At 68.9% G+C, this 22,696-nt stretch carries 18 protein-coding genes and 1 tRNA gene; 10 read left to right on the top strand and 9 right to left on the bottom strand.

Features of this window, described 5'->3' with window-relative positions; translation table 11 throughout:
• The first annotated feature begins 497 nt into the window (after nucleotides 1-497).
• From ACIHAX_RS29730 to ACIHAX_RS29720, 3 genes are all read left to right on the top strand, one after another.
• A complete protein-coding gene (locus ACIHAX_RS29730; RefSeq protein ID WP_397280856.1) occupies nucleotides 498-1,169 on the top strand; it encodes a hypothetical protein in 672 nt (223 codons plus the stop codon).
• Between the two features lie 60 nt (nucleotides 1,170-1,229).
• Nucleotides 1,230-1,303: transfer RNA gene (locus tag ACIHAX_RS29725), tRNA-Pro, on the top strand.
• A gap of 145 nt (nucleotides 1,304-1,448) precedes the next feature.
• Nucleotides 1,449-2,171 carry an SDR family NAD(P)-dependent oxidoreductase gene (locus ACIHAX_RS29720; RefSeq protein ID WP_397280854.1) on the top strand — a complete coding sequence of 241 codons (723 nt, stop codon included), beginning with the start codon at nucleotides 1,449-1,451 and terminating at the stop codon, nucleotides 2,169-2,171.
• Between the two features lie 54 nt (nucleotides 2,172-2,225).
• On the opposite strand, the gene ACIHAX_RS29715 is transcribed toward ACIHAX_RS29720, so the two are convergent.
• Entirely contained in the window at nucleotides 2,226-2,684 is a 459-nt protein-coding gene (locus tag ACIHAX_RS29715) for a hypothetical protein (protein WP_397280852.1), read from the bottom strand.
• Nucleotides 2,685-2,876: 192 nt separating this feature from the next.
• On the opposite strand from ACIHAX_RS29715, the gene ACIHAX_RS29710 reads away from it, so the two are divergent.
• The 4 genes from ACIHAX_RS29710 to ACIHAX_RS29695 all read left to right on the top strand — a co-directional run bounded on the left by ACIHAX_RS29710 (nucleotide 2,877) and on the right by ACIHAX_RS29695 (nucleotide 10,326).
• Nucleotides 2,877-3,584 (top strand): GntR family transcriptional regulator, encoded by a 708-nt coding sequence (locus ACIHAX_RS29710; RefSeq protein WP_397280850.1) that lies wholly within the window; start codon nucleotides 2,877-2,879, stop codon nucleotides 3,582-3,584.
• Between the two features lie 72 nt (nucleotides 3,585-3,656).
• Nucleotides 3,657-7,208, top strand: a complete 3,552-nt coding sequence (uca, locus tag ACIHAX_RS29705; RefSeq protein WP_397280869.1) for an urea carboxylase — start codon at nucleotides 3,657-3,659, stop codon at nucleotides 7,206-7,208.
• Nucleotides 7,209-8,930 (top strand): allophanate hydrolase, encoded by a 1,722-nt coding sequence (gene atzF, locus ACIHAX_RS29700; RefSeq protein ID WP_397280848.1) that lies wholly within the window; start codon nucleotides 7,209-7,211, stop codon nucleotides 8,928-8,930.
• Nucleotides 8,931-9,093: 163 nt separating this feature from the next.
• Nucleotides 9,094-10,326: an FAD-dependent monooxygenase gene (locus tag ACIHAX_RS29695; RefSeq protein WP_397280846.1), complete on the top strand. Its 1,233-nt coding sequence runs from the start codon at nucleotides 9,094-9,096 to the stop codon at nucleotides 10,324-10,326.
• Between the two features lie 55 nt (nucleotides 10,327-10,381).
• Here ACIHAX_RS29695 and ACIHAX_RS29690 read toward each other — a convergent pair whose 3' ends face one another.
• From ACIHAX_RS29690 to ACIHAX_RS29670, 5 genes are all read right to left on the bottom strand, one after another.
• Nucleotides 10,382-10,972, bottom strand: coding sequence for a helix-turn-helix domain-containing protein (locus ACIHAX_RS29690; RefSeq protein ID WP_356963451.1), 591 nt, complete (start codon nucleotides 10,970-10,972; stop codon nucleotides 10,382-10,384).
• A gap of 37 nt (nucleotides 10,973-11,009) precedes the next feature.
• Entirely contained in the window at nucleotides 11,010-12,236 is a 1,227-nt protein-coding gene (locus ACIHAX_RS29685; RefSeq protein ID WP_397280844.1) for a cytochrome P450, read from the bottom strand.
• 725 nt (nucleotides 12,237-12,961) lie between these two features.
• Nucleotides 12,962-13,870, bottom strand: coding sequence for a class A beta-lactamase (gene bla / locus ACIHAX_RS29680; RefSeq protein WP_397280842.1), 909 nt, complete (start codon nucleotides 13,868-13,870; stop codon nucleotides 12,962-12,964).
• A 102-nt stretch (nucleotides 13,871-13,972) separates the two neighbouring features.
• Nucleotides 13,973-15,442: a catalase gene (locus tag ACIHAX_RS29675; RefSeq protein WP_397280840.1), complete on the bottom strand. Its 1,470-nt coding sequence runs from the start codon at nucleotides 15,440-15,442 to the stop codon at nucleotides 13,973-13,975.
• 63 nt (nucleotides 15,443-15,505) lie between these two features.
• Nucleotides 15,506-15,931: a Fur family transcriptional regulator gene (locus tag ACIHAX_RS29670; protein ID WP_397280838.1), complete on the bottom strand. Its 426-nt coding sequence runs from the start codon at nucleotides 15,929-15,931 to the stop codon at nucleotides 15,506-15,508.
• Nucleotides 15,932-16,464: 533 nt separating this feature from the next.
• Between ACIHAX_RS29670 and ACIHAX_RS29665 the strand changes: the two genes are divergently transcribed.
• Both ACIHAX_RS29665 and ACIHAX_RS29660 read left to right on the top strand, forming a co-directional pair.
• Nucleotides 16,465-17,703: an APC family permease gene (locus ACIHAX_RS29665; RefSeq protein WP_364435867.1), complete on the top strand. Its 1,239-nt coding sequence runs from the start codon at nucleotides 16,465-16,467 to the stop codon at nucleotides 17,701-17,703.
• A gap of 376 nt (nucleotides 17,704-18,079) precedes the next feature.
• On the top strand, nucleotides 18,080-19,429 hold the full coding sequence (locus ACIHAX_RS29660; protein ID WP_355078696.1) for a serine hydrolase: 1,350 nt from the start codon (nucleotides 18,080-18,082) through the stop codon (nucleotides 19,427-19,429).
• Between the two features lie 8 nt (nucleotides 19,430-19,437).
• On the opposite strand, the gene ACIHAX_RS29655 is transcribed toward ACIHAX_RS29660, so the two are convergent.
• Together ACIHAX_RS29655 and ACIHAX_RS29650 are read right to left on the bottom strand one after the other, a co-directional pair.
• A complete protein-coding gene (locus tag ACIHAX_RS29655; RefSeq protein ID WP_355078697.1) occupies nucleotides 19,438-20,361 on the bottom strand; it encodes an aminotransferase class IV in 924 nt (307 codons plus the stop codon).
• Nucleotides 20,362-20,405: 44 nt separating this feature from the next.
• Nucleotides 20,406-20,828, bottom strand: a complete 423-nt coding sequence (locus ACIHAX_RS29650) for a nuclear transport factor 2 family protein (protein ID WP_397280834.1) — start codon at nucleotides 20,826-20,828, stop codon at nucleotides 20,406-20,408.
• Nucleotides 20,829-20,912: 84 nt separating this feature from the next.
• On the opposite strand from ACIHAX_RS29650, the gene ACIHAX_RS29645 reads away from it, so the two are divergent.
• A complete protein-coding gene (locus ACIHAX_RS29645; protein WP_364435876.1) occupies nucleotides 20,913-21,476 on the top strand; it encodes a helix-turn-helix domain-containing protein in 564 nt (187 codons plus the stop codon).
• A gap of 183 nt (nucleotides 21,477-21,659) precedes the next feature.
• Here ACIHAX_RS29645 and ACIHAX_RS29640 read toward each other — a convergent pair whose 3' ends face one another.
• Nucleotides 21,660-22,694 (bottom strand): aspartate-semialdehyde dehydrogenase, encoded by a 1,035-nt coding sequence (locus ACIHAX_RS29640; RefSeq protein ID WP_355078701.1) that lies wholly within the window; start codon nucleotides 22,692-22,694, stop codon nucleotides 21,660-21,662.
• Nucleotides 22,695-22,696 lie beyond the last annotated feature (2 nt).

The raw sequence follows: 22,696 nt of genomic DNA, 5'->3' as shown, positions 1-22,696 counted from the left end.
CGACCTTGCTCGCTCCGTCGTCGGGTGGTCCCGCGCAACCCGGACCGTCGGGCCACAACGATCCCACCATGCAGGCCCCGTCCCTCGGGCAGACGCCCTCCGGGCAGTGGCCGCCACAGGGCGGTCCCGGCCCCGGTACAGGCGGGCGCAACGATCCGACCATGCTCGGCCAACCGCTCGGCGCGCTCGACCCCTTCGGCCGCGGGGGGCCGGGTCCCGCGCCGGGCTCCGGCGATTCGGCACCGACCTTGCTCGGCTATCCGAGCGCCGATCGATTCGGCCAACCGGCACCGGCCCCACAGTGGCAACCGGGCGGCGGGCCCGGGCAATACGGCACGGCACCGGATGGCCGATATCACCCGGGCTATGGTCCACAGGCCGGAGGGCCGCCACCGAACCGTCCGAGCGGGAGCGGCCGAGGGAAGGTCCTTCTGTCGGTTGGCCTGGCGGTGCTGCTGGTAGCCGGTCTCGTTGCCGGGGCAGTGGCCCTCACCCGCATGAAGACGAACGATCCCGCCGAGGGCACCGCGCCATCGATGGTGAACGCGCTCAACACCACCACAGCGAGCGCGCCCGCCAGGACCACGACCAGATCGGCCCCGACGACGACCGCGCGAGGTTCCGGCGACAAGACTCCGCTCGTCCCCGGCTATCAGGTGGTCCGAGCACCCGACAGCGGCGCCGCCTACGACGTGCCCGCCGACTGGACGGTGGCGCCGCAGGGCACCATCGGCGGCTTCGGCGAGCCACCGAACGCCGTCGCGGGGAAGGGCTTGGCCAGCGAGGGCAAGGGCTACTGCCCGGGCTCGACCCGGACCGTAGCTTTCCTGACCGGCTCGAACACCTCAGACCCCGGGAAGGCGGCCACCGAACTCGGCACCAGGACCGCCACGCTCGCCTACACCGGGACCCAGGGCGGCACACCCGGCCTGCCCATGCCGCTGGCGTCGCTGGACGGATCACAGCACGGCATGTTCGTGGAGACCAAGGGCACCGTCTCCGACGCCAAGCCCGGCTGCGCGAAGGCGTACTCCGTCTACACCGCCGCGTTCCCCAACGATCAGGGCAACTTCGTCATGGTGATCGCCGCCGACACGGGCGTCCCGCACGCGCTCGACGCCGAGACCGCCAAGAAGATCTTCACCAGCATCCGCCCCCTCGCAGGGTGACTGACCTGCCGGTTTAACGTCTCGGGCACCCCTGTTGTAAGCTACTCCAGGTTCGCTTCACGGGGTGTGGCGCAGCTTGGTAGCGCGCTTCGTTCGGGACGAAGAGGTCGCAGGTTCAAATCCTGTCACCCCGACTCGTGGTTGAGACGACGGGAAGGCCCCTGACCGGTTCACGGTCGGGGGCCTTCTCCGTTGTGCGGCCCTTTGTAGGTTGGTCCGCTCGCATGCGGGAATATCATCGCTGAAACCGAATTCCCGCAATCGACGAAAGGTCGGCAGATGAGCAAGCCCGTCGACAGCGTGCCCGCGGACAGACCGCTGTCCGGGAAGACCGCCCTGGTCACGGCGGCCTACACCGGAATCGGCAGGTCGATCGCGAAAACTCTTGCCGCGCAAGGCGCTCAGGTCGTGGTGCAGCATCCGCACTTCCCCGAGCCCGCCGCGGACGTCGTCAAGGAGATCACCGAGGCGGGCGGCGCGGCGCTGGCACTCGCGGCGGATATCGCCGATCGCGACGAATACGAGGAACTGGTGCAGGCGCTGCTCGAGGATTGCGGCGGGTGGCACGTGCTGGTCAACACCGCGGCGGTGCCGGAGTCCGAGCCGTTCCCGAAGCTCAGCTCGGAGGTGTTCGACAGCAATTTCGCGGCCACGGTGAAGGGCGTCTTCCACGGCCTGCAACTGGCGTTGCAGCACTTGGCCGACGAAGGCCGGGTCATCACCGTCTGCGATCCCGCCGACCCGGGCGGCGCGGTGCACGAAGCGGTGCGCGGCGCGGTCGAGCAGCTCGGCCAGGCGGTGGCCCCGGACTTCGGGTCCCGGCGGATCACCGTCAATACGGTCAGCTACGGCGCCGGGACGACCGACAACGCGGAACTCGAGACCGCCCTCGCCGCGATGCGGCCGACCGAGCCGGGCGCGGTGGTCGCCTATCTGGCCGGTAACGCGGCGAGCACGGTGAACGCACAGATCATCCGGCTCGACGGCACGGGCGGCCGGTAGCAGGCGCGGTTGCGGCCGACGCGCCTGCGGTCAGCGAGCGCGCCGGCCGGACGCTCAGGCGGTGACCGTACCGCCGTAGGAACTGAATCCCCGGCCCAGTGCCTGGCAGGTGAAGCTGCCGTGGAAGCCGACCTGGCACGACGCTCCGGCGTGCTCGATGATCGGACCCCACTGGCCCGAGCCGGTTTTCACGTCGTTGATGCTGGGGTTGCCACCCGGCAGCGTGTACGGCGTGGCCGGGTCGAAGGTGGGATGCGCGGGCAGCCAGGCCTGGTCGATCACGATCTCGTTCACCGTCACCGGTACCGGGATGTAGGTGCCGCCGACGTAGTAGCTCATGTGCTGGGGATAGCCGAAATCACATCCGACGGAGCCGTCCGCGAAGATCGCGCAGTTCGTGCTGCCCGCCGAGAAGTAGACCGTGCCCGGATCGGCTTGGGCGTTGCCGGCCGCCACAAGGGTCGCCATCGCCGCGGCGGCGAGGGCTCCGGCGATCCTCGTGCTGCGCTTCATACCTTCTCCTTGATGCTTCGCTGTTGGACAACCGACTCGATGAGACTGTCGGGGCTGCCCGGGATTTCGTTTCGCTCCGAGTACCCTGGACGGCGGCCGAACATTGCTCCGACCGGCGCGGTGAGCAGACGCTAACGCGGCGATAACTTACGGTCACTCCATCGAAACGCGAGGTCAATAGCGTATACAGCCATGTCGACACGGATAGCGACACTGGCCGACGCGGCGGGCAAACCCCTGCGCGACGTGGTGTACGAGAAGCTACGCAGCGAACTCATGAACGGGGACATCAAGTTCGGCGAACGTCTCACCGAGCCGAAACTCTCCACCCGCTTCGGCATCTCGCGCACGCCGATCCGCGAAGCGCTGACCGTCCTGTGCTCGGACGGACTACTCCAACGCGAAGAATACGGATTCAGTCCGGTCCGGCCGAGCATCCCGCTGATCCGCGACCTGTACGAGCTGCGAATCACGCTGGAGCTGGGCGGTCTCCAGCGCGCGATGACCAATCCCGCGGTCACGCACGATCGGGCGCTGCTGGAGGCCGAGCGCGCCGCCTGGCTGGAACTGCGCGCCGACCCTCCGGCCCAGGAGCCCGGCTTCGTGGTGCGTGACGAGGAATTCCACGTCACGCTGCTGACCGCCGCGGGCAACACCGAGATGGTGCGCGCGCTCAAAGCGGTGAATTCCCGCATCCGGCACGTACGCATGTACGACTTCATGGTCAACAACCGGATCGAGACCACCATCGCCGAGCACCTCGGAATCCTGGCCGCCGTTCTGGCGGAGGACCTTTCGCTCGCGTATCGGCTGCTGCACACGCACATCGGTGAATCGCTGGACGTCGTGCTCGAGCGGGTCACCCGCGCGATCGCGGCGATGTCGCTGGCTACGGAATAGCAGGGAGCGGTAGTGAGTCTGGAATTCGATACGGTACTCGTCGCCAATCGCGGCGAGATCGCATGCCGCATCATGCGCACAGCCCGGGAACTCGGGCTGAAGACGGTGGCCGTGTACTCCGATGCCGATGTCGGCGCCGCGCACGTCGAAATGGCCGATGTCGCCGTGCACCTGGGTCCGGGACCGGCCGCGCAGTCCTACCTGCGTGCCGATTCGGTGGTCGAGGCGGCACTGGCGACCGGAGCGGGGGCCATTCATCCCGGCTACGGATTTCTCTCGGAAAATGCCGATTTCGCCGCCGAGGTGGAGAAAGCGGGCATCGCGTTCGTCGGACCGACCCCACAGCAACTGCGCGTCTTCGGTGACAAGCACACCGCACGCACCGCCGCACGCGCGGTGGGCGTGCCGCTCATCCCGGGCAGCGACCTGCTCGAATCGGCCGAACACGCGGTGGCGGAAGCGGAGCGGATCGGTTTCCCCGTGATGCTGAAGGCGGTCGGCGGCGGTGGCGGCATCGGTATGCAGGCTTGCTTCGGCCCGGACAAGGTGCGCGCGGCCTACGAGCGGGTGCAGCGCATCGCCGCGGCGAACTTCGGTTCGGCGGGCGTCTTCCTGGAGCGTTTCGTCGCGCGCGCCAGGCACGTCGAGGTGCAGCTGTTCGGCGACGGCAGCGGCCGCGTTGTCAGCCTCGGCACCAGGGACTGCTCGCTACAACGCCGCAACCAGAAGGTGATCGAGGAGGCGCCCGCGCCGGGACTCACCGCGGAATTGTCCGAGCACCTGCTCGCCGCGTCGCGGGAACTGGCCCGCTCGGTCGGGTACCGCTCGGCCGGGACGGTGGAGTTCGTCTACGACACCGACAGCGGCGCCGCGTCGTTCCTGGAGATGAACACTCGCCTTCAGGTCGAACACCCGGTCACCGAGGCGGTCACCGGCGTCGACTTGGTCGAGTGGATGCTGCGCCTGGCCGGCGGCGACACCGCGATGGTGGACGAGCAGCCCGAGAGCGGACCGGCGATCACCGGCCATGCGGTGGAGGCGCGGGTCTACGCGGAAGATCCCGGCCACGATTACCGTCCGAGCGCGGGCCTGGTCACGGCCGCGCACTTCCCGGACGACGTCCGGGTCGACACGTGGGTCGGCACCGGTTCGGAGGTCAGTTCGTATTACGACCCGCTGCTGGCCAAGGTGATCAGCGCGGGCGAGAGCCGAGCCGACGCCTTCGCCGCGCTGCGCACCGCGCTCGGCGCGACCCGCGTCTACGGTGTGCAGACGAATCTGCCGCAACTGCGCCAGGCCGCGGCCGACGGCCGGGTCCTGCGCACCGAGCACACCACGACCACGCTGGCCGAGATCCGCCCGGTCGGCCGCCGCATCGACGTGCTGCGCGGCGGAACGATGACCACGGTGCAGGACCATCCGGGCCGGATCGGCTTGTGGGAGGTCGGCATTCCGCCGTCCGGTCCGATGGACGACCTCTCCTTCACCCTCGCCAACACAGCGGTCGGCAACCCGGTCGGCGTCCCCGCGCTCGAATGCACCTTGCAGGGACCGCAATTGCGCTTCTCCGACACCACGGTCGTGTGCGTGACCGGTGCGCAGGCTCCGGTGACGGTGGACGGCCGCCCGGTGGCCATGTGGGAGCCGGTCACCGTGGCCGCGGGCGCGGTGCTGGACATCGGCGCACCGGCCGACACCGGCCTGCGCACCTATCTGGCGGTACGCGGCGGCATCGACGCGCCGCTCTATCACGGCAGCGCGTCCACCTTCACCCTCGGCGGATTCGGAGGTGTGACCGGTAAGGCGGTGGCCACCGGCGACGTGCTCGGAATCGCCCCGGCGCCCGCCGACACGCTCGGCGCGCCGGCCGCGGTACCGCCGGGTGACCGGCCCGAGTTCACCCACGAGTGGCAACTCGCGGTCGGTGTCGGTCCGCAGACATCGCCCGCGTACTTCACCGACGCCGACATGACCCAGTTCTGCACGCACCCATGGCGGGTCGGCAGCCACGCCAACCGCACCGGCATCCGGCTGGAGGGCCCGAAACCGGCCTGGTCGCGCACCGACGGCGGTGAGGCCGGGCTGCACCCGTCCAATCTGCACGACAACCCCTACAGCGTGGGCGCGTTGAACGTCTCCGGCGACACGCCCATCCTGCTCGGTCCCGACGGCCCGAGCCTCGGCGGCTTCGCCTGTCCGCTCACCGTGGTGTCCGCGCATCGCTGGCGGATGGGCCAGTTGCGTCCCGGCGACTCGGTGCGGTTCGTGCCGGTCGACGACGACAAGGCGGCCGCGTTGCGCGCGTCCAACGGCAGCCGCGTGCCGGATCTGGTCACCGATACCCGCGCCGCCCTGCGTGATCGCGGCGTACTCGGCAGTGTCGAGGCGTCGCAGGACCGCCCGCGCGTGCGCTATCTGCGCGGCGGGGACGACAACGTGTTGGTCGAATACGGGGAGATGGTCCTCGATCTGGGGCTGCGCATGCGGGTGCACGCACTGGCCGAAGCTCTCGCGGCCGTGCGGCTGCCCGGCATTCTCGACGTGACTCCGGGCGTCCGGTCGCTGCACGTCCACTTCGACCCGGAGGTGCTGCCGCAGCATCGGTTGCTCGGGACGTTGGCCGAACTCGAACTCGACCTGCCCGCCACGACCGACCTGGTGGTGCCGAGCCGCACCATCCGGCTGCCGCTGTCGTTCGACGATCCCTCCATCGCCGAAGCGATCGACCGCTACCGCAGCGGCGTGCGCGACGCCGCGCCCTGGCTGCCGTCGAACATCGAGTTCATCCGCCGCATCAACGGGCTCGACAGCGTGGACGATGTGCGCGCCACCGTCTTCGACGCCGAGTATCTGGTGCTCGGCCTCGGAGACGTGTATCTCGGTGCGCCGCTGGCGGTTCCGCTCGATCCGCGGCACCGCCTGGTCACCACCAAGTACAACCCGGCGCGCACCTGGACTCCCTCCGACGCGGTCGGCATCGGCGGCAAGTACCTGTGCGTCTACGGCATGGCATCACCGGGCGGTTACCAGCTGATCGGCCGCACCGTGCCGATCTGGTCCAGCTACCGGCAGTCCGCGCCGTTCGAACCGGGCACGCCCTGGCTGTTCCGGTTCTTCGATCGCATCGTCTGGGAACCCGTCGGCGCGGAGCAGTTGCTCGAACACCGTGCCGCGGCCGAGGGGGGCAGATTCGACGCCGAGGTCAGTGAGGGCAGTTTCGCGCTCGCCGACCATCTGCGGCTGCTGCGCACGGAGGCCGATTCGATCGCCGAGTTCGAGACCAGGCAGGCCGCCGCGTTCGAGGCGGAGAAGGAAGCCTGGCGGGCGGCGGGTGAGTTCGAACGCGGCACCGTCGCGCCCGTCGCCGCGCCGATCGAAGACCCGTTGGCCGGGCTGCCCGCCGACGCGACGGTGGTGTCCGCGCCGATGATCGGCAATGTGTGGCGCGTGGAAGTCCAGCCGGGGCAGCGCGTCACGGCCGATGCGCCGGTTGCCGTCCTGGAGGCGATGAAGCTCGAACTACCTGTGCACAGCCCGAGCGCGGGCACCGTGCTGAAGGTATTGACCGCGCCCGGCGCCAAGGTGGAGCCGGGCACGCCCCTAGTAGTGATCGGAGTCGACTGAATGCCCGTTCCAGGCAACACGGCAGCCGACCCCGTCGAACGCGTCGCGGCCGCCTATCGGCGGATCGTCGAGGTCGATCGGCCGGAGGTGTGGATCACCCTGCGACCGGAGCGCGAGGTCGCCGCCGAAGCGGCCGCCCTCGCGCGACGGCTCGCCGCCGGAGAGATCTTGCCGCTGGCGGGAGTCCTGGTGGCGGTGAAGGACAACATCGATGTGGCGGGGCTGCCGACCACCGCGGCCTGCCCCGAGTTCGCCTACCAGCCGGAGGTGACCGCGGCGGCGATCGAGCGGTTGCTCGCGGCCGGGGCGCTGGTGCTGGGCAAGACGAATCTGGACCAGTTCGCCACCGGGCTGGTCGGGACGCGCAGCCCGTACGGCGCGGTGCGCAACGCTTTCGATCCGGAGTTGGTGTCGGGCGGGTCGAGTTCCGGTTCCGCGGTGGCGGTCGCGCTCGGCATCGCGGATATCGGAATCGGCACCGACACCGCCGGATCCGGCCGCGTGCCCGCCGCACTGCACGGGATCGTCGGCATCAAAGCCACGCTGGGCGTGATCCCGGCGCACGGGACCGTGCCTGCCTGCGCGGACTACGACGCCGTGACGGTCTTCGCCGCCGATCTCGCCTCGGCGGTGGCCGCGGCGGCGGTGATGGCGGGCCCGGAGCCGCGTGACTCGCGCAGCCGAAGCTGGCCCGCCGACGTCCGGTTGGCCGCCCCGCTCGCGCCGCGCATCGCCGTGCCGCGCCCCGAGGACCTGGCCGCGCTCAGCGAGCCATATCGGGAAGCGTTCGCGCGCACCGTCGCCGCTGTCGGCGAAACCGGTGCGAAGACCGAGGAGATCGACATCTCCGCCCTGCTCGACGCCGCGCTGTTGCTCTACGACGGCGCGCTCGTCGCCGAACGCTATGCCGCGGTGGGCGCGTTCCTGGACACCGCCCCCGCGGGCGCCGATCCCACGGTCGCCGCCATCATCGGCGCGGCGCGGCACAAGACCGGTTCCGCGTTCGCCGCCGACCTCGACACCCTCGCCCGCGCCAAGGCGGCGGCCGCCGAACTCCTGCACGGCTTCGACGCACTGCTGTTGCCGACGACCACCGAGCACCCGAGCATCGCGGCGGTGCGGGCCGATCCGATCGGCATCAATCGGCGAATGGGCACGTACACCAACTTCTGCAACCTGCTGGACATGGCCGCCGTCGCCGTCCCCGGCGCCCCTACCGCCGAGGGCGCGCCGTTCGGCGTCATGCTGGTCACTCCCGCCTTCGCCGATCAGGTGGCCGTCGATCTCGCCGCCCGTCTGGTCGGTCTCGACAGCGCGCCACTGTTCGTCGATCGCGGTGTCGACCTGGCCGTCTTCGGCGCGCACCTGCGCGGGCAGCCGCTGCACTGGCAGCTCGAGCAACTGGGCGCCCGCTTCCTCGGCGACATCCGGACCACCGACGCCTACCGCCTGACCGCACTGGACACCACGCCGCCCAAGCCGGGCTTGGTGCGACACGGAACGGGCCGCGGCGCTCCGATCGAAGGGGAATTGTTCCGCGTCTCCCCGGCGGGGCTGGGTGGCTTCCTCGCCGATTTGCCGGCTCCCATGGCGCTGACCAGCATCGAACTCGCCGATGGCCGCGACGTCGTCGGGTTCGCCTGTACCTACGACGCCGCGAGCGCCGCAACCGACATCACCCACCACGCGAGCTGGCGCGAATACCTCCGACACCGCGCCTAGCTCCTGCGATCCACCAGTGGCCCATGGCCGCGAGAACTCCTCGCCGCCATGGGCCTTTCTCATTCGGGGCCGTTTAGACATTTGTACTAGACATTCGTGCAAGTGCTGTGTTAGACATATGTCTAAGACATTTGGACAAACCCCATGGGAGTCGAGGAAAGTCATGAGCGCCAAGTCCGTAAGCAGCCAGCTCCGCGTGCTCGTCGCCGGCGGCGGCATCGGCGGCAATGCCGTCGCGCTGCAACTGCTCCGGTCCGGCATCCGGGCCACCGTGGTGGAGCGCGCCGCGGCGCCGCGACCGGGCGGGCAGGCCGTCGACCTGCGCGGACCCAGCCGCGAGGTGGCCGAGCGGATGGGCATGATGCCCGGCATCCGCGATTATCAGCTCGACGAGCGCGGCATGAAGTACGTCGACGACGCGGGCCGCGAAATCCTCCGCATGCCCGCCGAACTCTTCGACGGCAAGGGCGCCGTCGCCGAAATCGAGATCACCCGCGGGGACCTCAACCAGGTGCTGCTCGACCTGCTCGACGCCGAAGGCGGCGTCGACTACCGCTACGGCGAGTGGATCACCGACATCCGGCAGGACGACGCGGGCGTCGACGTGACCTTCGCTTCCGGCGCGGCCGGGCGATTCGACATCGTGATCGGCGCGGATGGGCTGCACTCCGCTACCCGCGGAATGGTGTTCGGCCCCGAGGAGCAGTTCGCGACGTACCTGGGCGGATACATGTCGTTCTTCACGCTGCCGCGACCGGAAGACCTGGAACCGCACTGGTTCACGATGCATTCGATGGTCGGAGCCACCGGCTTGGGCATGCGCCCCGACGCCGACCCGGCCACCTGCAAAGCGCTCGTCGTGATCCGCGCGGCGGCGGATCCCGCGCTGCGCCGGGACGTCCCGGCACAGCAGCAGTTCATCCGCGAGCGCCTGGCCGGCGGCGGCTGGGAGTCCGCTCGCATCGCGGCGGCGATGACCGATGCGCCGGACTTCTACTTCGACGAGCTGGCCCGCATCGACATGCCGAGCTGGGTTCAGGGCCGGGTGGTCCTGCTCGGCGACGCCGGGTACTGCGGTTCCCCGCTCACCGGGCAGGGCACCGCGATGGCACTGGTGGGCGCGTACGTGCTCGCCGGTGAACTCGCCGCGCACGCCGACAACCCCGGACAGGGCCTGGCCCGCTACGAGGAGGTCCTGCGCCCCTTCGTGAAGACGGCCCAGCAGTTGCAGCCGGGCGGCTTGAACGCGATGACGCCCAAGTCGCGCTTCGGTATCCGCGCGGGCCACACCCTCAGCAAACTGATGCTGTCGAAGGCGATGCGACCGGTCATGATGCGGATGCTGAGCAAGACCGAGACCTACGACCTGCCCGACTACTCGGCAGCGACCGTCTGAACCCGTGTCCCGCGCTTCGACCGGAGTCCCGTAGGGCTCCGGTCGACGACCGGCGTCAGTCGATCACGGTCCGGTCGTCGAGCAGGAACGGCAGCACGAAGGTGCGCAACATCGCCCGTTCCTCGTCTTCTCCCGCGCCGGGCAGCGTCAGCAACGACACCATCGCGCGCACCACCCACCGGCCGACGCGCTCGGCCGCGAGCGGGGGCAACCCAGGACGGAATCCGGCGACGAAATCCGTGGCGAGCGCGTCGACCACACCCGGCGAATTGGCCAGCTGGGCCACGATTCCCGCGTTGGACGGTTCGAACCAGACCGCCAGATGCGGCGTCTTGCGCACCTCGGCCAACAGTGCGGTCAACGTGTCGAGCAGTTGCTCCCCCGGCTCCGCGCTCGCCGACTCCGCCCGGTCCCGCCAGACCCGCTCGACCAGCTGCCGCGCCTCCCGGCCCGCGAACGCCACGTAGAGCGCCTGCCGATTCTCGAAATAGCGATACAGCGTCGCCCGGGAACAGCCCGCGGCGTCGGCGACTTCGGCCATGCCGACCCCGCTGACGCCCTTGTCGATGAACAGCGCGCGCACCGCGTCGAGAATGCGCTCACCGGCCAGTTCGGCGCGACCGTCGGCCAGCCAATCGCCACTCATGCCGTGTCCCTTCCGGCGCGAACGAGGTCTTCCGTGGTCACCCCCCGCACCGGAACGGCACAGTAGTCGGCCTGCGGACGTACGGACCGCTCGCGTACTCGACCGCGTCGACGTCGACGGCGTACTCCGGGAAGCGATCGAGCAACTCTTCGAGCGCGACACGGGCTTGCATCCGCGCGGCCGCCGCGCCGAGACAGTGATGCGGCCCGTGCCCGAAGGTGAGGATGCGCTGCGGATTCCGGTCGATATCCAGCTCGGCGGCGTCGGCGCCGAACGCCCGCTCGTCCCGGTTGGCCGACCCGAACACCAGTAACACCTTCCGCCCCGCGGGCACCGTCTTCCCGGCCAGTTCCACATCGCGCGTCGCGGTCCGCGCCAACCCTTGCACCGGTGCGGTGAGCCGGGCGAACTCCTCCACCGCGACGCGAATGCGATCGGGTTCCGCGGCGAGCGCCGCGCGCTGGTTCGGGTGCTGTTGCAGTAGTTGCACGGCGCCGCCGAGCAGGCCCGTGGTGGTGTCGTTGCCGCCCGCGACCATGGTCCAGGTGTAGGCGAGGATCTGGATCAACCCGCGCACGTCCGTGTCGTCGGCCGCCATTCCCGCCTGGACCAGCAGGGACACGGTGTCGTCGCCGGGGTCGGTGCGCCTGCGTTCGATCAGCTCGGCGAAGTAGCCCATCATCTCCGCCGACGCCGCCTGCGCCTTGGTGTTCGTCCGGTCGATGCTGCCCGCGACGACGGCATCGGTCCAGCCGTCGAACCTCGCCCGGTCCTGTTCCGGCACCCCGAGGTAATACGCCACCACCATGCTCGGCAGCGGCTTGAACAATTGCTCGACGATGTCCCCGCCGCCCTGGGCCGCGATGGCGTCGAGCCGGTCGCGCACGAAGCGGCGGACCACCGGCTCCACCTCCTCGACCTGGCGTGGGGTGAATCCGCGAGCGACCAGTTTGCGGAAGTCGGTGTGCTGCGGCGGGTCCTGCATCACCAGCGGAGGGTTGTCGGTCAGGCCGAGTTCGTCGAGTTCGCCGTATTCCACCGTCAGCCCGTCGCGGGAGGAGAACGTGTCGCTGTCCCGCGCCGCCGCGTAGACGTGCTCGTGCCGGGTGAGCACCCAGTAGTCGTTCTCCGGTCGCGCGGCCGGTACGACGTGCTGCACCGGATCGTGCTCACGCAGTGCCGCGTACATCTCCCACGGCGAGGCCCAAGTAGGACCGGAACGAAGTTCGAAAACCGGAGCCGTCCGATACGCAACATCCGCCATGTATCGACCGTAAGACAAATTAGGCAACCTGTCTAGAACTGGTTTCAAGTCGACCGGCCGGTCACCATTCACTACCAGCCCAGCCGCGCCTGCCTCGCGTCGGGCCCGGCGCCGCACACTCGTGGGTTACCTTCGGCAGCGGCAACACCGTCTCGTTGCCGGTCAGCTCCAGGAAGAGCCAGCGCGAGCGACCGCTCCGCGTCCCGCGTCCGCCGGGCCGGCCACCCCTCGTAGACCGGCCCGGCGGACACCACCCCCGAGTCCCGACCTGTCACCCCTCGAGACAGGTCGTTCCTCGGTTCGCACCTGCGGTGCTGGGTATGTCCCTCCCGCGAGACAAAGAATGCAGGGGCGGGCTTGGCGCGCACTTAAGAACACCTTGCAAGATCGAAATCGCAGATGAGCGGGTTGACCGAGCGGTGACCCCGCTAGCGCCTATCGCCCGGCCCCGGATCGCGGGATGATGGTCATAAGTGCGCCAAGAAGATTGGGAGCGACGATGGAAACCGTGGTGGTCTGGATTCTGGCGACCCTGCTCTACTGGTGGGGCCTGCTGTAGCTGACCGGAGCCTGGCCGCCCGATCCGGCCAGGTCTACTACAAGTCGTCGTAATCTTCGTCCTCCGGACGCCACCGAGTTCGTCCTCGACGAGCCGAGGTGCCGCCACGGTCCCCGTCCCCGGCCTTGCTATCGGCGTCCGCTTCGGCCGACACACCCGGCGAGTGTCACCGGAGCCGGTCTACGGCCACCTTCGTCACTTCCGCCAGCAGGTCGTTGTTCACCTCGGCGTCCTCGGCCGGTTTGCGGCTCATGATCGCGATCACGATCGGCGCCCGCCCGCCTTCGGGCCAGACGATCGCGACGTCGTTGGCGGAACCGTAGGAGCCGGTGCCCGTCTTGTCGCCGGTGACCCACTCGGCGGGCAACCCCGCCCGGATGCGCTTGCCACCCGTCGTGTTCGCCTTCAGCCGGACGGCCAACTGGTCGCGTTCCCGGGCGCCGAGCGCGTCGCCCAACGCCAAGACGCGGTAGTCCGCGGCCAGTGCGGCCGGAGTGGTGGTGTCGCGCTCGTCACCGGGGATCGCGGTGTTGAGTTCGGTCTCCCAGCGGTCGAGCCTGCTGGTCGGATCACCGAGCGTGCGAAGAAACGCCGTGAGCCCCGCCGGGCCGCCGATCTCACGCAGCAACAGGTTGCCCGCGGTGTTGTCGCTGCGGGTGATCGCGGCCTCGGCCACGCGCGCCAGCGTCATCCCGTCGGCCAGTTCGGCGCTGGTCACCGGCGAGTTGTCGACCAGATCAGCCTCGTGGAAGCGGATCACTTGATCGAAGTATCCCGTGTCGAGCGGATGCGCTCGCAGCACCGCGGCCGCCGCGAGCGTCTTGAAGGTGGACAGGAACGGGAAACGCTCGTCGGCGCGGTGGGTCACCGTCCTGCCGGTGCCGGTGTCTACCGCGAACAGCCCGATCTGCGCCCCGTACCGAGCCTCCAGATCCGCCACGCGCGCGTTCGCGGCGGGACCGGCCTCGACGCTCGTCGTGATCGGCTGCGTCGCATCGGTTTCGGCACCGCAACCGGCCAGCAGCGCCAATGCGGCGGCCAGCGCCACCCGGTAGTCGCGTGTCAGCCGAGACATGTCTTCACTCTGACATCCGAGCACCCACCGGGCAAACAGGATCGGCCGGACACGCCGAAGGCAGGTGCGCGACGCCACACACCTGCCTTCGATGCGGATTTCTCAGCTCTGCGAGCCGTCGAGCCCCGCGCGCACGCCCTCTTCGACACGCTTGCCGAGATCGGCGTCCACGTTCTTCCAGTACTGGAAGACCCGGCTCAGCACCGGCTCCCGGACACCGCCGAGTACGTGGCCGACGATGTTGTCCACCAACCGCTTCCGCTGCGCGTCATCGAGTACCTCGCGCACGAGAATGCCCGCCTGGGTGAAATCGCCGTCCTCGGCATGCTGGAGGTAACCGGCTCGCACGATGGCCGGATCGAAGTCCCAGATGCCGTCGTCCTGAGGCCTTTCCGGGTCGGCGTGCGGTCCACCGAACGAATTCGGTGCGTACACCGGCACATTCGGTTCGTTGTAGTAGTACCGCATGGCGCCCTCCTTGGAATAGGAGTTCACCTCCGCCGCCCTTGCCTGGTTCGGCGGCAGCTGCGCGTAGTTCGTGCCGATGCGGTAGCGGTGCGCGTCCGCGTAGGCGAAGACGCGGCCGAGCAGCATCTTGTCCGGCGAGAAGCCGATGCCGGGAACGACATTCGAGGGCTCGAACGCGGCCTGCTCGATGTCGACGAAGTAGTTGCGCGGGTTGCGGTTCAGCGTCCACTTGCCGACCTCGATCAGGGGGTAGTCCTTGTGCGACCACACCTTGGTCAGGTCGAACGGGTTGAACCGGTAGCCCGCGGCCTCCGCGACCGGCATGACCTGCACGTAGACCGTCCAGCTCGGGTAGTCGCCGCGCTCGATCGCCTCCCACAGGTCCTTGCGGTGGTAATCGGCGTCCTCCCCCGCGATCCGGTCGGCGTCGGCCTGGGTCAGGAACTCGATGCCTTGGTCGGTCTTGAAGTGGTATTTGACCCAGAAACGCTCGCCCGCGGCGTTGATCCACTGGTAGGTGTGCGAACCGTAGCCGTTCATGTGCCGATAGCTCTTCGGGATGCCGCGATCGCCCATCAACCAGGTCACCTGGTGCGCGGTCTCCGGACGCAGGGTCCAGAAATCCCACTGCATATTGTGGTCGCGAAGCCCGTTACCGGGCAGGCGCTTCTGCGAGCGGATGAAGTCGGGGAACTTGATCGGGTCCTTGATGAAGAAGATCGGCGTGTTATTGCCGACGAGGTCGTAGTTGCCGTCCTCGGTGTAGAACTTCACCGCGAATCCGCGCGGATCACGCCAGGTGTCCGGGCTGCCCTGCTCACCGGCCACAGTGGAGAACCGCGCGAGCGACTCGGTGCGCGCACCGGGCTGGAACAGCTTCGCCTTGGTGTATCGGCTGACGTCGTTGGTCACGACCAGCTCACCGTATGCGCCCGAGCCCTTCGCGTGCACGATGCGTTCCGGCACCCGTTCGCGGTTGAACTGGGCCAGCTTCTCGATGAGGTAGTGGTCGTGCAGCAGGATCGGGCCCTGCGCGCCCGCGGTGAGCGATTCGTCGTCGCTTTGGACCGGGATGCCGGTGTTCGTGGTTGTCGGTTCGGTCACAGGAGACTCCTCGGCTGGTGAACATCGTTTCCCGGGATGGGACCGACCCGGGTGTATGGACCGCTACTCGGAACGGCAGGACGGGCACCGTCCCCAGAAGACGACCTCGGCTTCATCGACCACGAATCCGTGCGCGTCCGAAGGGGCCAGGCATGGGGCTCGGCCCACGGCGCAGTCGACATCCACGACCGCACCGCAGCTGCGGCACACCAGATGGTGGTGGTTGTCGCCGATGCGGGTCTCGTACAGCGCGGACGAACCCGCGGGCTCGATCCGCCGCAGGATTCCGGCGCGCACGCAAGCGTGCAACACGTCGTAGACAGCCTGAGTGGATACCGAGCCGAGCTTTTGCCGGACGGTGGCGGCTACCGCCTCGGCATCCGAATGCGGGCGTGCCGCGACCGCGTCCAGTACCGCGAGCCGCGGGGCGGTGACCCGCAAACCCGCTGCTCGCAACCACTCGCGGGGAGCAGTGCCGTCGGTGTGCATACTTCGATTCTGGCCGCTTTCTGGAATCAGTCAAGAAAAGCGATTGGAATCACTCCAGGAAATTCCTCCACAACGGGTCGCACCGCGCGGCACACCACATCGACGCATCGAGTGGCGAGCGTCACAAAATTCTCCCGGAATAGCTTCCGCGAGTGCGTGGTTGAACCCCCTGTCGGCGTCCGGACAGCCCCGGGCCGCACCCTTTGTCGCTTCGAGCGACCACCCGCCGAGAGGCGCTTGTGGGGCGTCGACACCCACCGTCGGCGTCCGGACAGCCCCGGGCCGCACCCTTTGTCGCTACGAGCGACCACCCGCCGAGAGGCGCTTGTGGGGCGTCGACGGTTACAGACACCAGCACGGTGTCCCAGCCCACAGCGCCGCCAGGTCATTCCGACCTGGCGGCGCCGTCGCTTCCAGCGGTCTCCACCCCACGAGTGGGACCTGGTTGTGCGGGCTTCTCGCGTTCTGCCGCGACCATGTGCCACTCGCGGAGTCGCGCTGCGAGGGCGGGGGTGGTGAGGGAGGATGCGGTGATGGCGTCGCGAGATGGGGTTTTGCGTCGACGGCTCGGGCTCGCCGATTCGGTGGTCATCGGGTTGGGGGCGATGGTGGGTGCGGGGATATTCGCGGCGCTCGCGCCTGCGGCCGCGTCGGCTGGGAGTTGGTTGCTGGTGGCGCTCGCGGTGGCGGCGGTGCTGGCGTATTGCAACGCGACGTCGTCCGCGCGGCTGGCGGCGCGATACCCCGTTTCCGGCGGCACCTATGTGTATGGGCGGGAGCGGCTCGGACCGTTCTGGGGATATCTCGCGGGGTGGGGGTTCGTCGTAGGGAAGACGGCCTCTTGTGCGGCGATGGCGCTGACGGTCGGTAGCTATGCCTGGCCCGAGCGGGCGCACGCCGTGGCGGTGGGCGCGGTGGTGGCGATCACCGCGATCAATTACACGGGCGTGCAGAAGTCGGCGTTCGCGACTCGGGTGCTCGTCGCGGTAGTGCTCGCAGTGCTCGCCGTGGTGGTCGTGATCGGGCTGTTCGGAACGCATTCGGCGGCAACTGCCTTGCCCGGCCGGGTCGGTCCGCGCGACGTGCTCACGGCGGCGGGACTGCTGTTCTTCGCGTTCGCTGGGTACGCACGCATCGCCACGCTCGGTGAGGAGGTGCGCGAACCGCAACGCACCATCCCCCGCGCCATCATGATCGCGCTCGCACTCGCGCTCGCGGTCTACACGCTGGTCGCGGTCGCGACGCTGAGCGTGCTCGGCTCCGCCGGACTAGCCGAGGCGGCCGACCCGCTGGCGCGAATGGTCAGCGCGGCGGGCGTTCCCGCTGCCGCGCCGGTGGTGCGAATCGGCGCGGTGCTCGCGGCGGCCGGATCGCTGCTCGCCCTGATCCTCGGCGTATCCCGCACGATGCTGGCCATGGCGCGGGACCGCTATCTGCCGGGGGCGCTCGCCGCCGTGCATCCGCGGTTCGGGGTGCCGCACCGCGCCGAACTGGTGGTCGGCGCGATCGTCGCCGTGGTCGCCGCGCTCTTCGATGTACGCGCGGCCATCGGGTTCTCCTCGTTCACGGTGCTCTTCTACTACTTGATCGCCAACCTCTCCGCCGCCACACTGACCGTCGAGGAGAATCGGCCGCCCCGGTGGATTCCCGTGGTCGGCGCGGTGGGGTGCGTCGTCGTCGGATTCGCGCTGCCCCTCGGCTCCGTTCTCTCCGGGCTCGGCGCGCTCCTCGTCGGCGCGGCGCTGTATGTGTCGGGCAAGCGCTACCGCTGAAGATCGGGCCGTCCACCGAGCCGCTCGACTGGCCCACCGACCTCCCTGGCCTTGCGCTGTAGACATCGGGTGAGCACCACCGCCGAAACGGCCGCACAGCGGGCCGTCGTCGCCCAACCATGGCGAATGGCGCGATATGCCAGTCCCCTACCGATAGCTTGCCGACCGGAGAGACGCGACGCAGTCGACCGAGCCATCCGACCGACAACGGCTCCTCGCGCCCGGCTCGGCAGGCTCCGCTTGTGCCGCGCCCCATCTGTCCGGCACCGACCCGGCAGACGCCCCTGTCCCGTCAGCGTCTCGTTGCGAAGATCAGATGTCCAGTTCCCCGCCTGTTTACCGCGTGAACAGGCCAAAGGGCGCTAGCCTTTTGCACATGGGGCGTTTCGGTGGATTCCTGGCGGGAATCGCGGCGGTTTCGCTGGTGGCGGGCAACGTCTTCGCCGGAGGCGCGGCCGCCGCGACCGGCGACGAGGTGCGGTGCGCGGTCACCTCGGGGCGCGATCTGGAGCGGGCGGCACCCGAACAAGTCGGTTTGGATTCCGCGAAACTGCGGGATGCGCTGACCTTCGCGAACGGCCGAAACCGCTTCAATGTGCAGGTGTTCCGGCACAACTGCCTCATCGGCGAGGGACCGACGAACGACCAGACCGGCAACGTGGCGTGGAATATCTGGAGTGCGACGAAGAGCGTCGTCTCGCTGCTCGCCGGAATCGGGTGGGACCAAGGAAAACTCGATCTCCACGCGCCCATCGACCGCTATCTGCCCGCCGGGCTCGGTGATGCGGAGCACCGGTCGATCACCGTCGAGAATCTGCTCACCGAGACCTCGGGCATGCGGGTCGGCGTGCTGACCGAGGGCGTCACCGGCGTGATCCCGGTCGACCCGGACAGCGCGGTGCAGGCGCTGGGCGTGCCGCTGGACAACCCGCCGGGCACCGTCTTCACCTACAGCCAGCGCAATGTCGATCTCTTGGCCTACGTGCTGGAGCTGGCCGTCGGCGAACCCCTGCAAGATTTCGCGCAGCGCGAACTGTTCGATCCGCTCGGAATTCCTCGCGGGGACTATTACTGGGCTCAGGACCGATCCGGGCACACCTACGGCTACGCGCACTTGATGATCCCGCCGAACGATTTCGCGAAGCTCGGACTCCTGGTGAGCAACGACGGGCACTGGGGAGCGCAGCAGATCGTCTCCCGCGACTACCTGCGCAAGGCGCGCACGCCCTCACCCACGAACGCGTGCTACGGCTACCTGTTCTGGCTCGGTGGCGGTTGCGCCGAAATCGCCGACTTCCTGCCCCACGACGTGTACGCGATGGCCGGCCTCGGCATGCAGAACGTCTTCGTCATACCCAGCCTCGACCTCACCGTGGTGTGGACCGGCGTCTTCGGGAACGTCAGCAGCCAGGGCGTGTCCGGAGTCGTGCAGAACACCCAGGAATTGCCCTACGAGTTCTTCCGCAAAGTGTTCGACGCGTTCTACGACCGGCCGGTACCCGACCCGGGACCGTACGTCGAGCCGCCGCTGCGGCTGGACCCACGCCGTTTCGTCGACACGGACATCCTGATCGCGGTATTCGGCCTCGGTCCCGCCGCCTATCCGGGCTGCAACGTCTTCGCTTGCCTGAGCCACCCGCTGGATCCGCCGTTCGCGGACGTCCCGCCGGGCTGCGCCATCCTGGTCTGCCTGGGACCCGACCCGCGCACCCCGGCCATCCGCTGAACGAGCCGCTACCTGGTCGCGGACAGATCCGTGACCCAGCCGTGCACGTCGTCGGTGCGCAATGCCGCATGGTGGCGTTTGCGCAGCGCCTGGGAGATCGGGCCGGGGACGCCCTCGGCGACCAGGCGGCCGTCCACCTCGACGACCGGCGCGGCACCGGATGATGTGCCGGTGACGAACACTTCGTCGGCGATGTACAACTCGGTGAGATCCACGGTGCGTTCCACCACCGGGATGCCGTCCTCCGCCGCCAAGGTGAGAACGGTCCTGCGGTTGATGCCGTCGAGGATGTCGCAGGAGACGTCGGGCGTGATCAACGTGCCGTTGCGGACCAGGAAGATGTTCGCCGCGCTGAGTTCGCAGACGTGCCCGTTGCCGTCGAGGAAGACACAGTCGTCGTAGCCGCTGTCGATCGCGTCCTGCTTGGCCAGCACCGAGTTCACGTACGCGCCGTTGACTTTCGCGCGGGAGGGAATCGCGTTGTCCGGAATGCGCCGCCACGGACTGGATTTCAGGCGCATACCGTCCTGCGGCACGATGGGCACCGCGTCGTAGACGAAGATGCTGACCCGAATGGCGCAGCCCCGCACCCGCGTGCCCGGAATGGACTCGACCACGTGCACCGTCGCACGCACGAAAACGTCCTCACGCGGAGCATTCGCGGCGATCAACTCCACGACGGCCGCACGGAAACGCGCGTAATCCCACTCCTGCGCGAATCGATCGATCCCGATGATCTTGCAGGACTCCTCGAGCCGACGGAAATGGTCGTCCAAACGAAACGCCGTACGCGCTGCCCCATCGACGTGCACCGGGAACACGGTGTAGACGCTGAGTCCGTACAACACCGCCGACGATGCGACGCCCACCGTGGCCGCTTCGGCCGCGACGATCCGGTCGCCGAGATACACGTGAGGATGTGGATTCGCCATCGGCGCAGGCTAACAGCCCCGCCCCGCGCCGGGCGAGGCCATTTTCAGTCCGCGGCCAGGCGGGCGAAGCGGGCGGTGTCCATGTAGTCGCGGAAGAGCACCACTTGGCCGTCGCGGACCCGGACGACGTTGACGGAGGTGCGCCTTCGGGCGCGGCCGGATCCAGGGATGGTCATGTCGACCTCGTTCTCCACGAGCAGCACTTCGGGATCGGTGGTCTCGTAGACCTGCGGGTGGATCGCGTGCACTTCGATTCCGGACAGGCCCGACCATCGTTGCGCCAGGTGCTCGCGGATCGCTTCGCGGCCCTCCAAGTGGGTCGGGTGGCCGGGGATCGCGAACGGGATTTCGAACACCGCGTCGGGCGCGAGCAGCGCGACGAACGCATCGGGGTCACGGGCCGGTAGCTCACCGAACAACCGCTCGACCAATTCGCGCGGGCTTCGCACGGGCGAATCAGCAGCCATCACAAACCTCCAGATAAGCGGAACGCAGGACCCGCTTATTTTTCGGAACGAGCGCCCCGTTTGTCAACAGTAGACTCGGTCCTCGTGACCGAACCCGAGCGCCGACCGCTGCGCGCCGACGCTCGCCGTAACCGCGAGCGGGTCCTGGCAGCCGCGCAGGAAGCGTTCGCGGCGGAAGGACTCTCGGTGCCGCTGGACGAGATCGCGCGGCGGGCCGGCGTAGGCGCGGGCACCGTCTACCGACACTTCCCCACCAAGGAAGCGCTGTTCGAGGCGGCGATCGTGGATCGGGTCGACCGGATCATCGCGCTGGCAAGGGAATCGGCCGACGCCGCGGAACCGGTGACCGCGTTCTTCGACTTCTTGGCCCAGCTCGTGGCGGAGGGCAGCGTCAAGCGTGATCTCGCCGATGCCGTAGGCGGGCAGGACGCCCCGGAATATCTCCGGCCGGTGCACGAACTGAATTCGGCCATCGGCACGCTGCTCACCCGCGCGCAGGAGGCGGGCGGCGTGCGCACCGACATCGAGGTCGAGGACCTGATGCGCCTCATCAAGGGCGCCTTCCTCGCCACCCACGGCACCGCCGCTACTCCAGCGCAGCGCGAACGCACCTTCGCCGTCGTCTTCGACGGACTGCGGGCCCGCTGATCCATCGCCGAAGCGCCTCCCGGCGGCAGGTCGCCCGATCGGCGACCAGGACAGCGCGGATACCAGCGACATGAAGCCGCCAACAGCACCGGCGGCATCATCCACGCTGGGCGCGCTCGCGCGAATGCGGGAAACGACGAACGGGCCGCGGAAAGTCCACGGCCCGTTCGATCGAGAAACGTCTCAGCGGTCGCTGAGGAGTACCTCGGCAATCTGAATGGTGTTGAGCGCAGCGCCCTTTCGCAGGTTGTCGCCGGAGATGAACAGCGCGAGCCCGCGACCGTCCGGCACGCCCGGGTCCTGGCGGATGCGGCCGACGAGCGAATCGTCGACGCCCGCCGCGGCGAGCGGGGTAGGCACGTCGACCAGCTTCACGCCGGGAGCCTTGGCAAGGATCTCCTTGGCGTGCTCGACCGAGAGCGGCTCGGCGAATTCGGCGTTCACCGAGAGCGAGTGGCCGGTGAAGACCGGCACGCGCACGCAGGTGCCGCTCACCGCGAGATCCGGGATGCCGAGGATCTTGCGGCTCTCGTTGCGCAGCTTCTGGTCCTCGTCGGTCTCGCCAGAGCCGTCGTCGACCAGCGAACCGGCCAGCGGAAGCACGTTGAACGCGATCGGCGCGACGTACTTGTTCGGCGCGGGAAAGTCGACGGCGCGGCCGTCGTGGGTCAGCTTCTCGGCGTCATCGATCACCGCGCGGGCCTGGCTCGCCAACTCTTCGACACCGGCCAGCCCGCTGCCGGAGACCGCCTGGTAGCTGGAGACGATCAAGCGGCGCAGACCGGCGATGTCGTGCAGCGGCTTGAGCACCGGCATGGCGGCCATCGTGGTGCAGTTCGGGTTGGCGATGATGCCCTTGACCAGGTTGCGCGCCTGCTCCGGGTTGACCTCGCTGACCACCAGCGGGACCTCGGGATCCTTGCGCCACGCCGAGGAGTTGTCGATCACCGTGACTCCCGCGGCGGCGAAGCGCGGCGCCTGCACGCGGGACATGGTGGCGCCCGCGGAGAACAAGGCGATGTCCAAGCCGGACGGATCGGCGGTCTCGGTGTCCTCGACGACGATCTCGCGGCCGCGCCAGGGCAGCGTCTTGCCCGCCGAACGAGCCGAGGCGAAGAACCGCACCTCGTCGGCCGGGAAGTTGCGCTCCTCCAGCAGTTTCCGCATCACGGCGCCGACCTGCCCGGTCGCGCCGACGACTCCTACGCGAATACCCATGA

The organism is Nocardia sp. NPDC051929, from assembly GCF_044548645.1.
GTDB classification, from domain to species: domain Bacteria; phylum Actinomycetota; class Actinomycetes; order Mycobacteriales; family Mycobacteriaceae; genus Nocardia; species Nocardia sichangensis.
This window is presented reverse-complemented; position numbering and strand designations above follow the sequence as displayed.

Excerpts from the sequence above, each read along its gene's own strand:
- ACIHAX_RS29730 (WP_397280856.1), top strand. The coding sequence starts at position 498 with ATGAAGACGAACGATCCCGCCGAGGGCACCGCGCCATCGATGGTGAAC.
- ACIHAX_RS29720 (WP_397280854.1), top strand. The coding sequence starts at position 1,449 with ATGAGCAAGCCCGTCGACAGCGTGCCCGCGGACAGACCGCTGTCCGGG.
- ACIHAX_RS29715 (WP_397280852.1), bottom strand. The coding sequence starts at position 2,684 with ATGAAGCGCAGCACGAGGATCGCCGGAGCCCTCGCCGCCGCGGCGATG.
- ACIHAX_RS29710 (WP_397280850.1), top strand. The coding sequence starts at position 2,877 with ATGTCGACACGGATAGCGACACTGGCCGACGCGGCGGGCAAACCCCTG.
- uca (WP_397280869.1), top strand. The coding sequence starts at position 3,657 with ATGCGCACAGCCCGGGAACTCGGGCTGAAGACGGTGGCCGTGTACTCC.
- atzF (WP_397280848.1), top strand. The coding sequence starts at position 7,209 with ATGCCCGTTCCAGGCAACACGGCAGCCGACCCCGTCGAACGCGTCGCG.
- ACIHAX_RS29695 (WP_397280846.1), top strand. The coding sequence starts at position 9,094 with ATGAGCGCCAAGTCCGTAAGCAGCCAGCTCCGCGTGCTCGTCGCCGGC.
- ACIHAX_RS29690 (WP_356963451.1), bottom strand. The coding sequence starts at position 10,972 with ATGAGTGGCGATTGGCTGGCCGACGGTCGCGCCGAACTGGCCGGTGAG.
- ACIHAX_RS29685 (WP_397280844.1), bottom strand. The coding sequence starts at position 12,236 with ATGGCGGATGTTGCGTATCGGACGGCTCCGGTTTTCGAACTTCGTTCC.
- bla (WP_397280842.1), bottom strand. The coding sequence starts at position 13,870 with ATGTCTCGGCTGACACGCGACTACCGGGTGGCGCTGGCCGCCGCATTG.
- ACIHAX_RS29670 (WP_397280838.1), bottom strand. The coding sequence starts at position 15,931 with ATGCACACCGACGGCACTGCTCCCCGCGAGTGGTTGCGAGCAGCGGGT.
- ACIHAX_RS29665 (WP_364435867.1), top strand. The coding sequence starts at position 16,465 with ATGGCGTCGCGAGATGGGGTTTTGCGTCGACGGCTCGGGCTCGCCGAT.
- ACIHAX_RS29660 (WP_355078696.1), top strand. The coding sequence starts at position 18,080 with ATGGGGCGTTTCGGTGGATTCCTGGCGGGAATCGCGGCGGTTTCGCTG.
- ACIHAX_RS29655 (WP_355078697.1), bottom strand. The coding sequence starts at position 20,361 with ATGGCGAATCCACATCCTCACGTGTATCTCGGCGACCGGATCGTCGCG.
- ACIHAX_RS29650 (WP_397280834.1), bottom strand. The coding sequence starts at position 20,828 with ATGGCTGCTGATTCGCCCGTGCGAAGCCCGCGCGAATTGGTCGAGCGG.
- ACIHAX_RS29640 (WP_355078701.1), bottom strand. The coding sequence starts at position 22,694 with ATGGGTATTCGCGTAGGAGTCGTCGGCGCGACCGGGCAGGTCGGCGCC.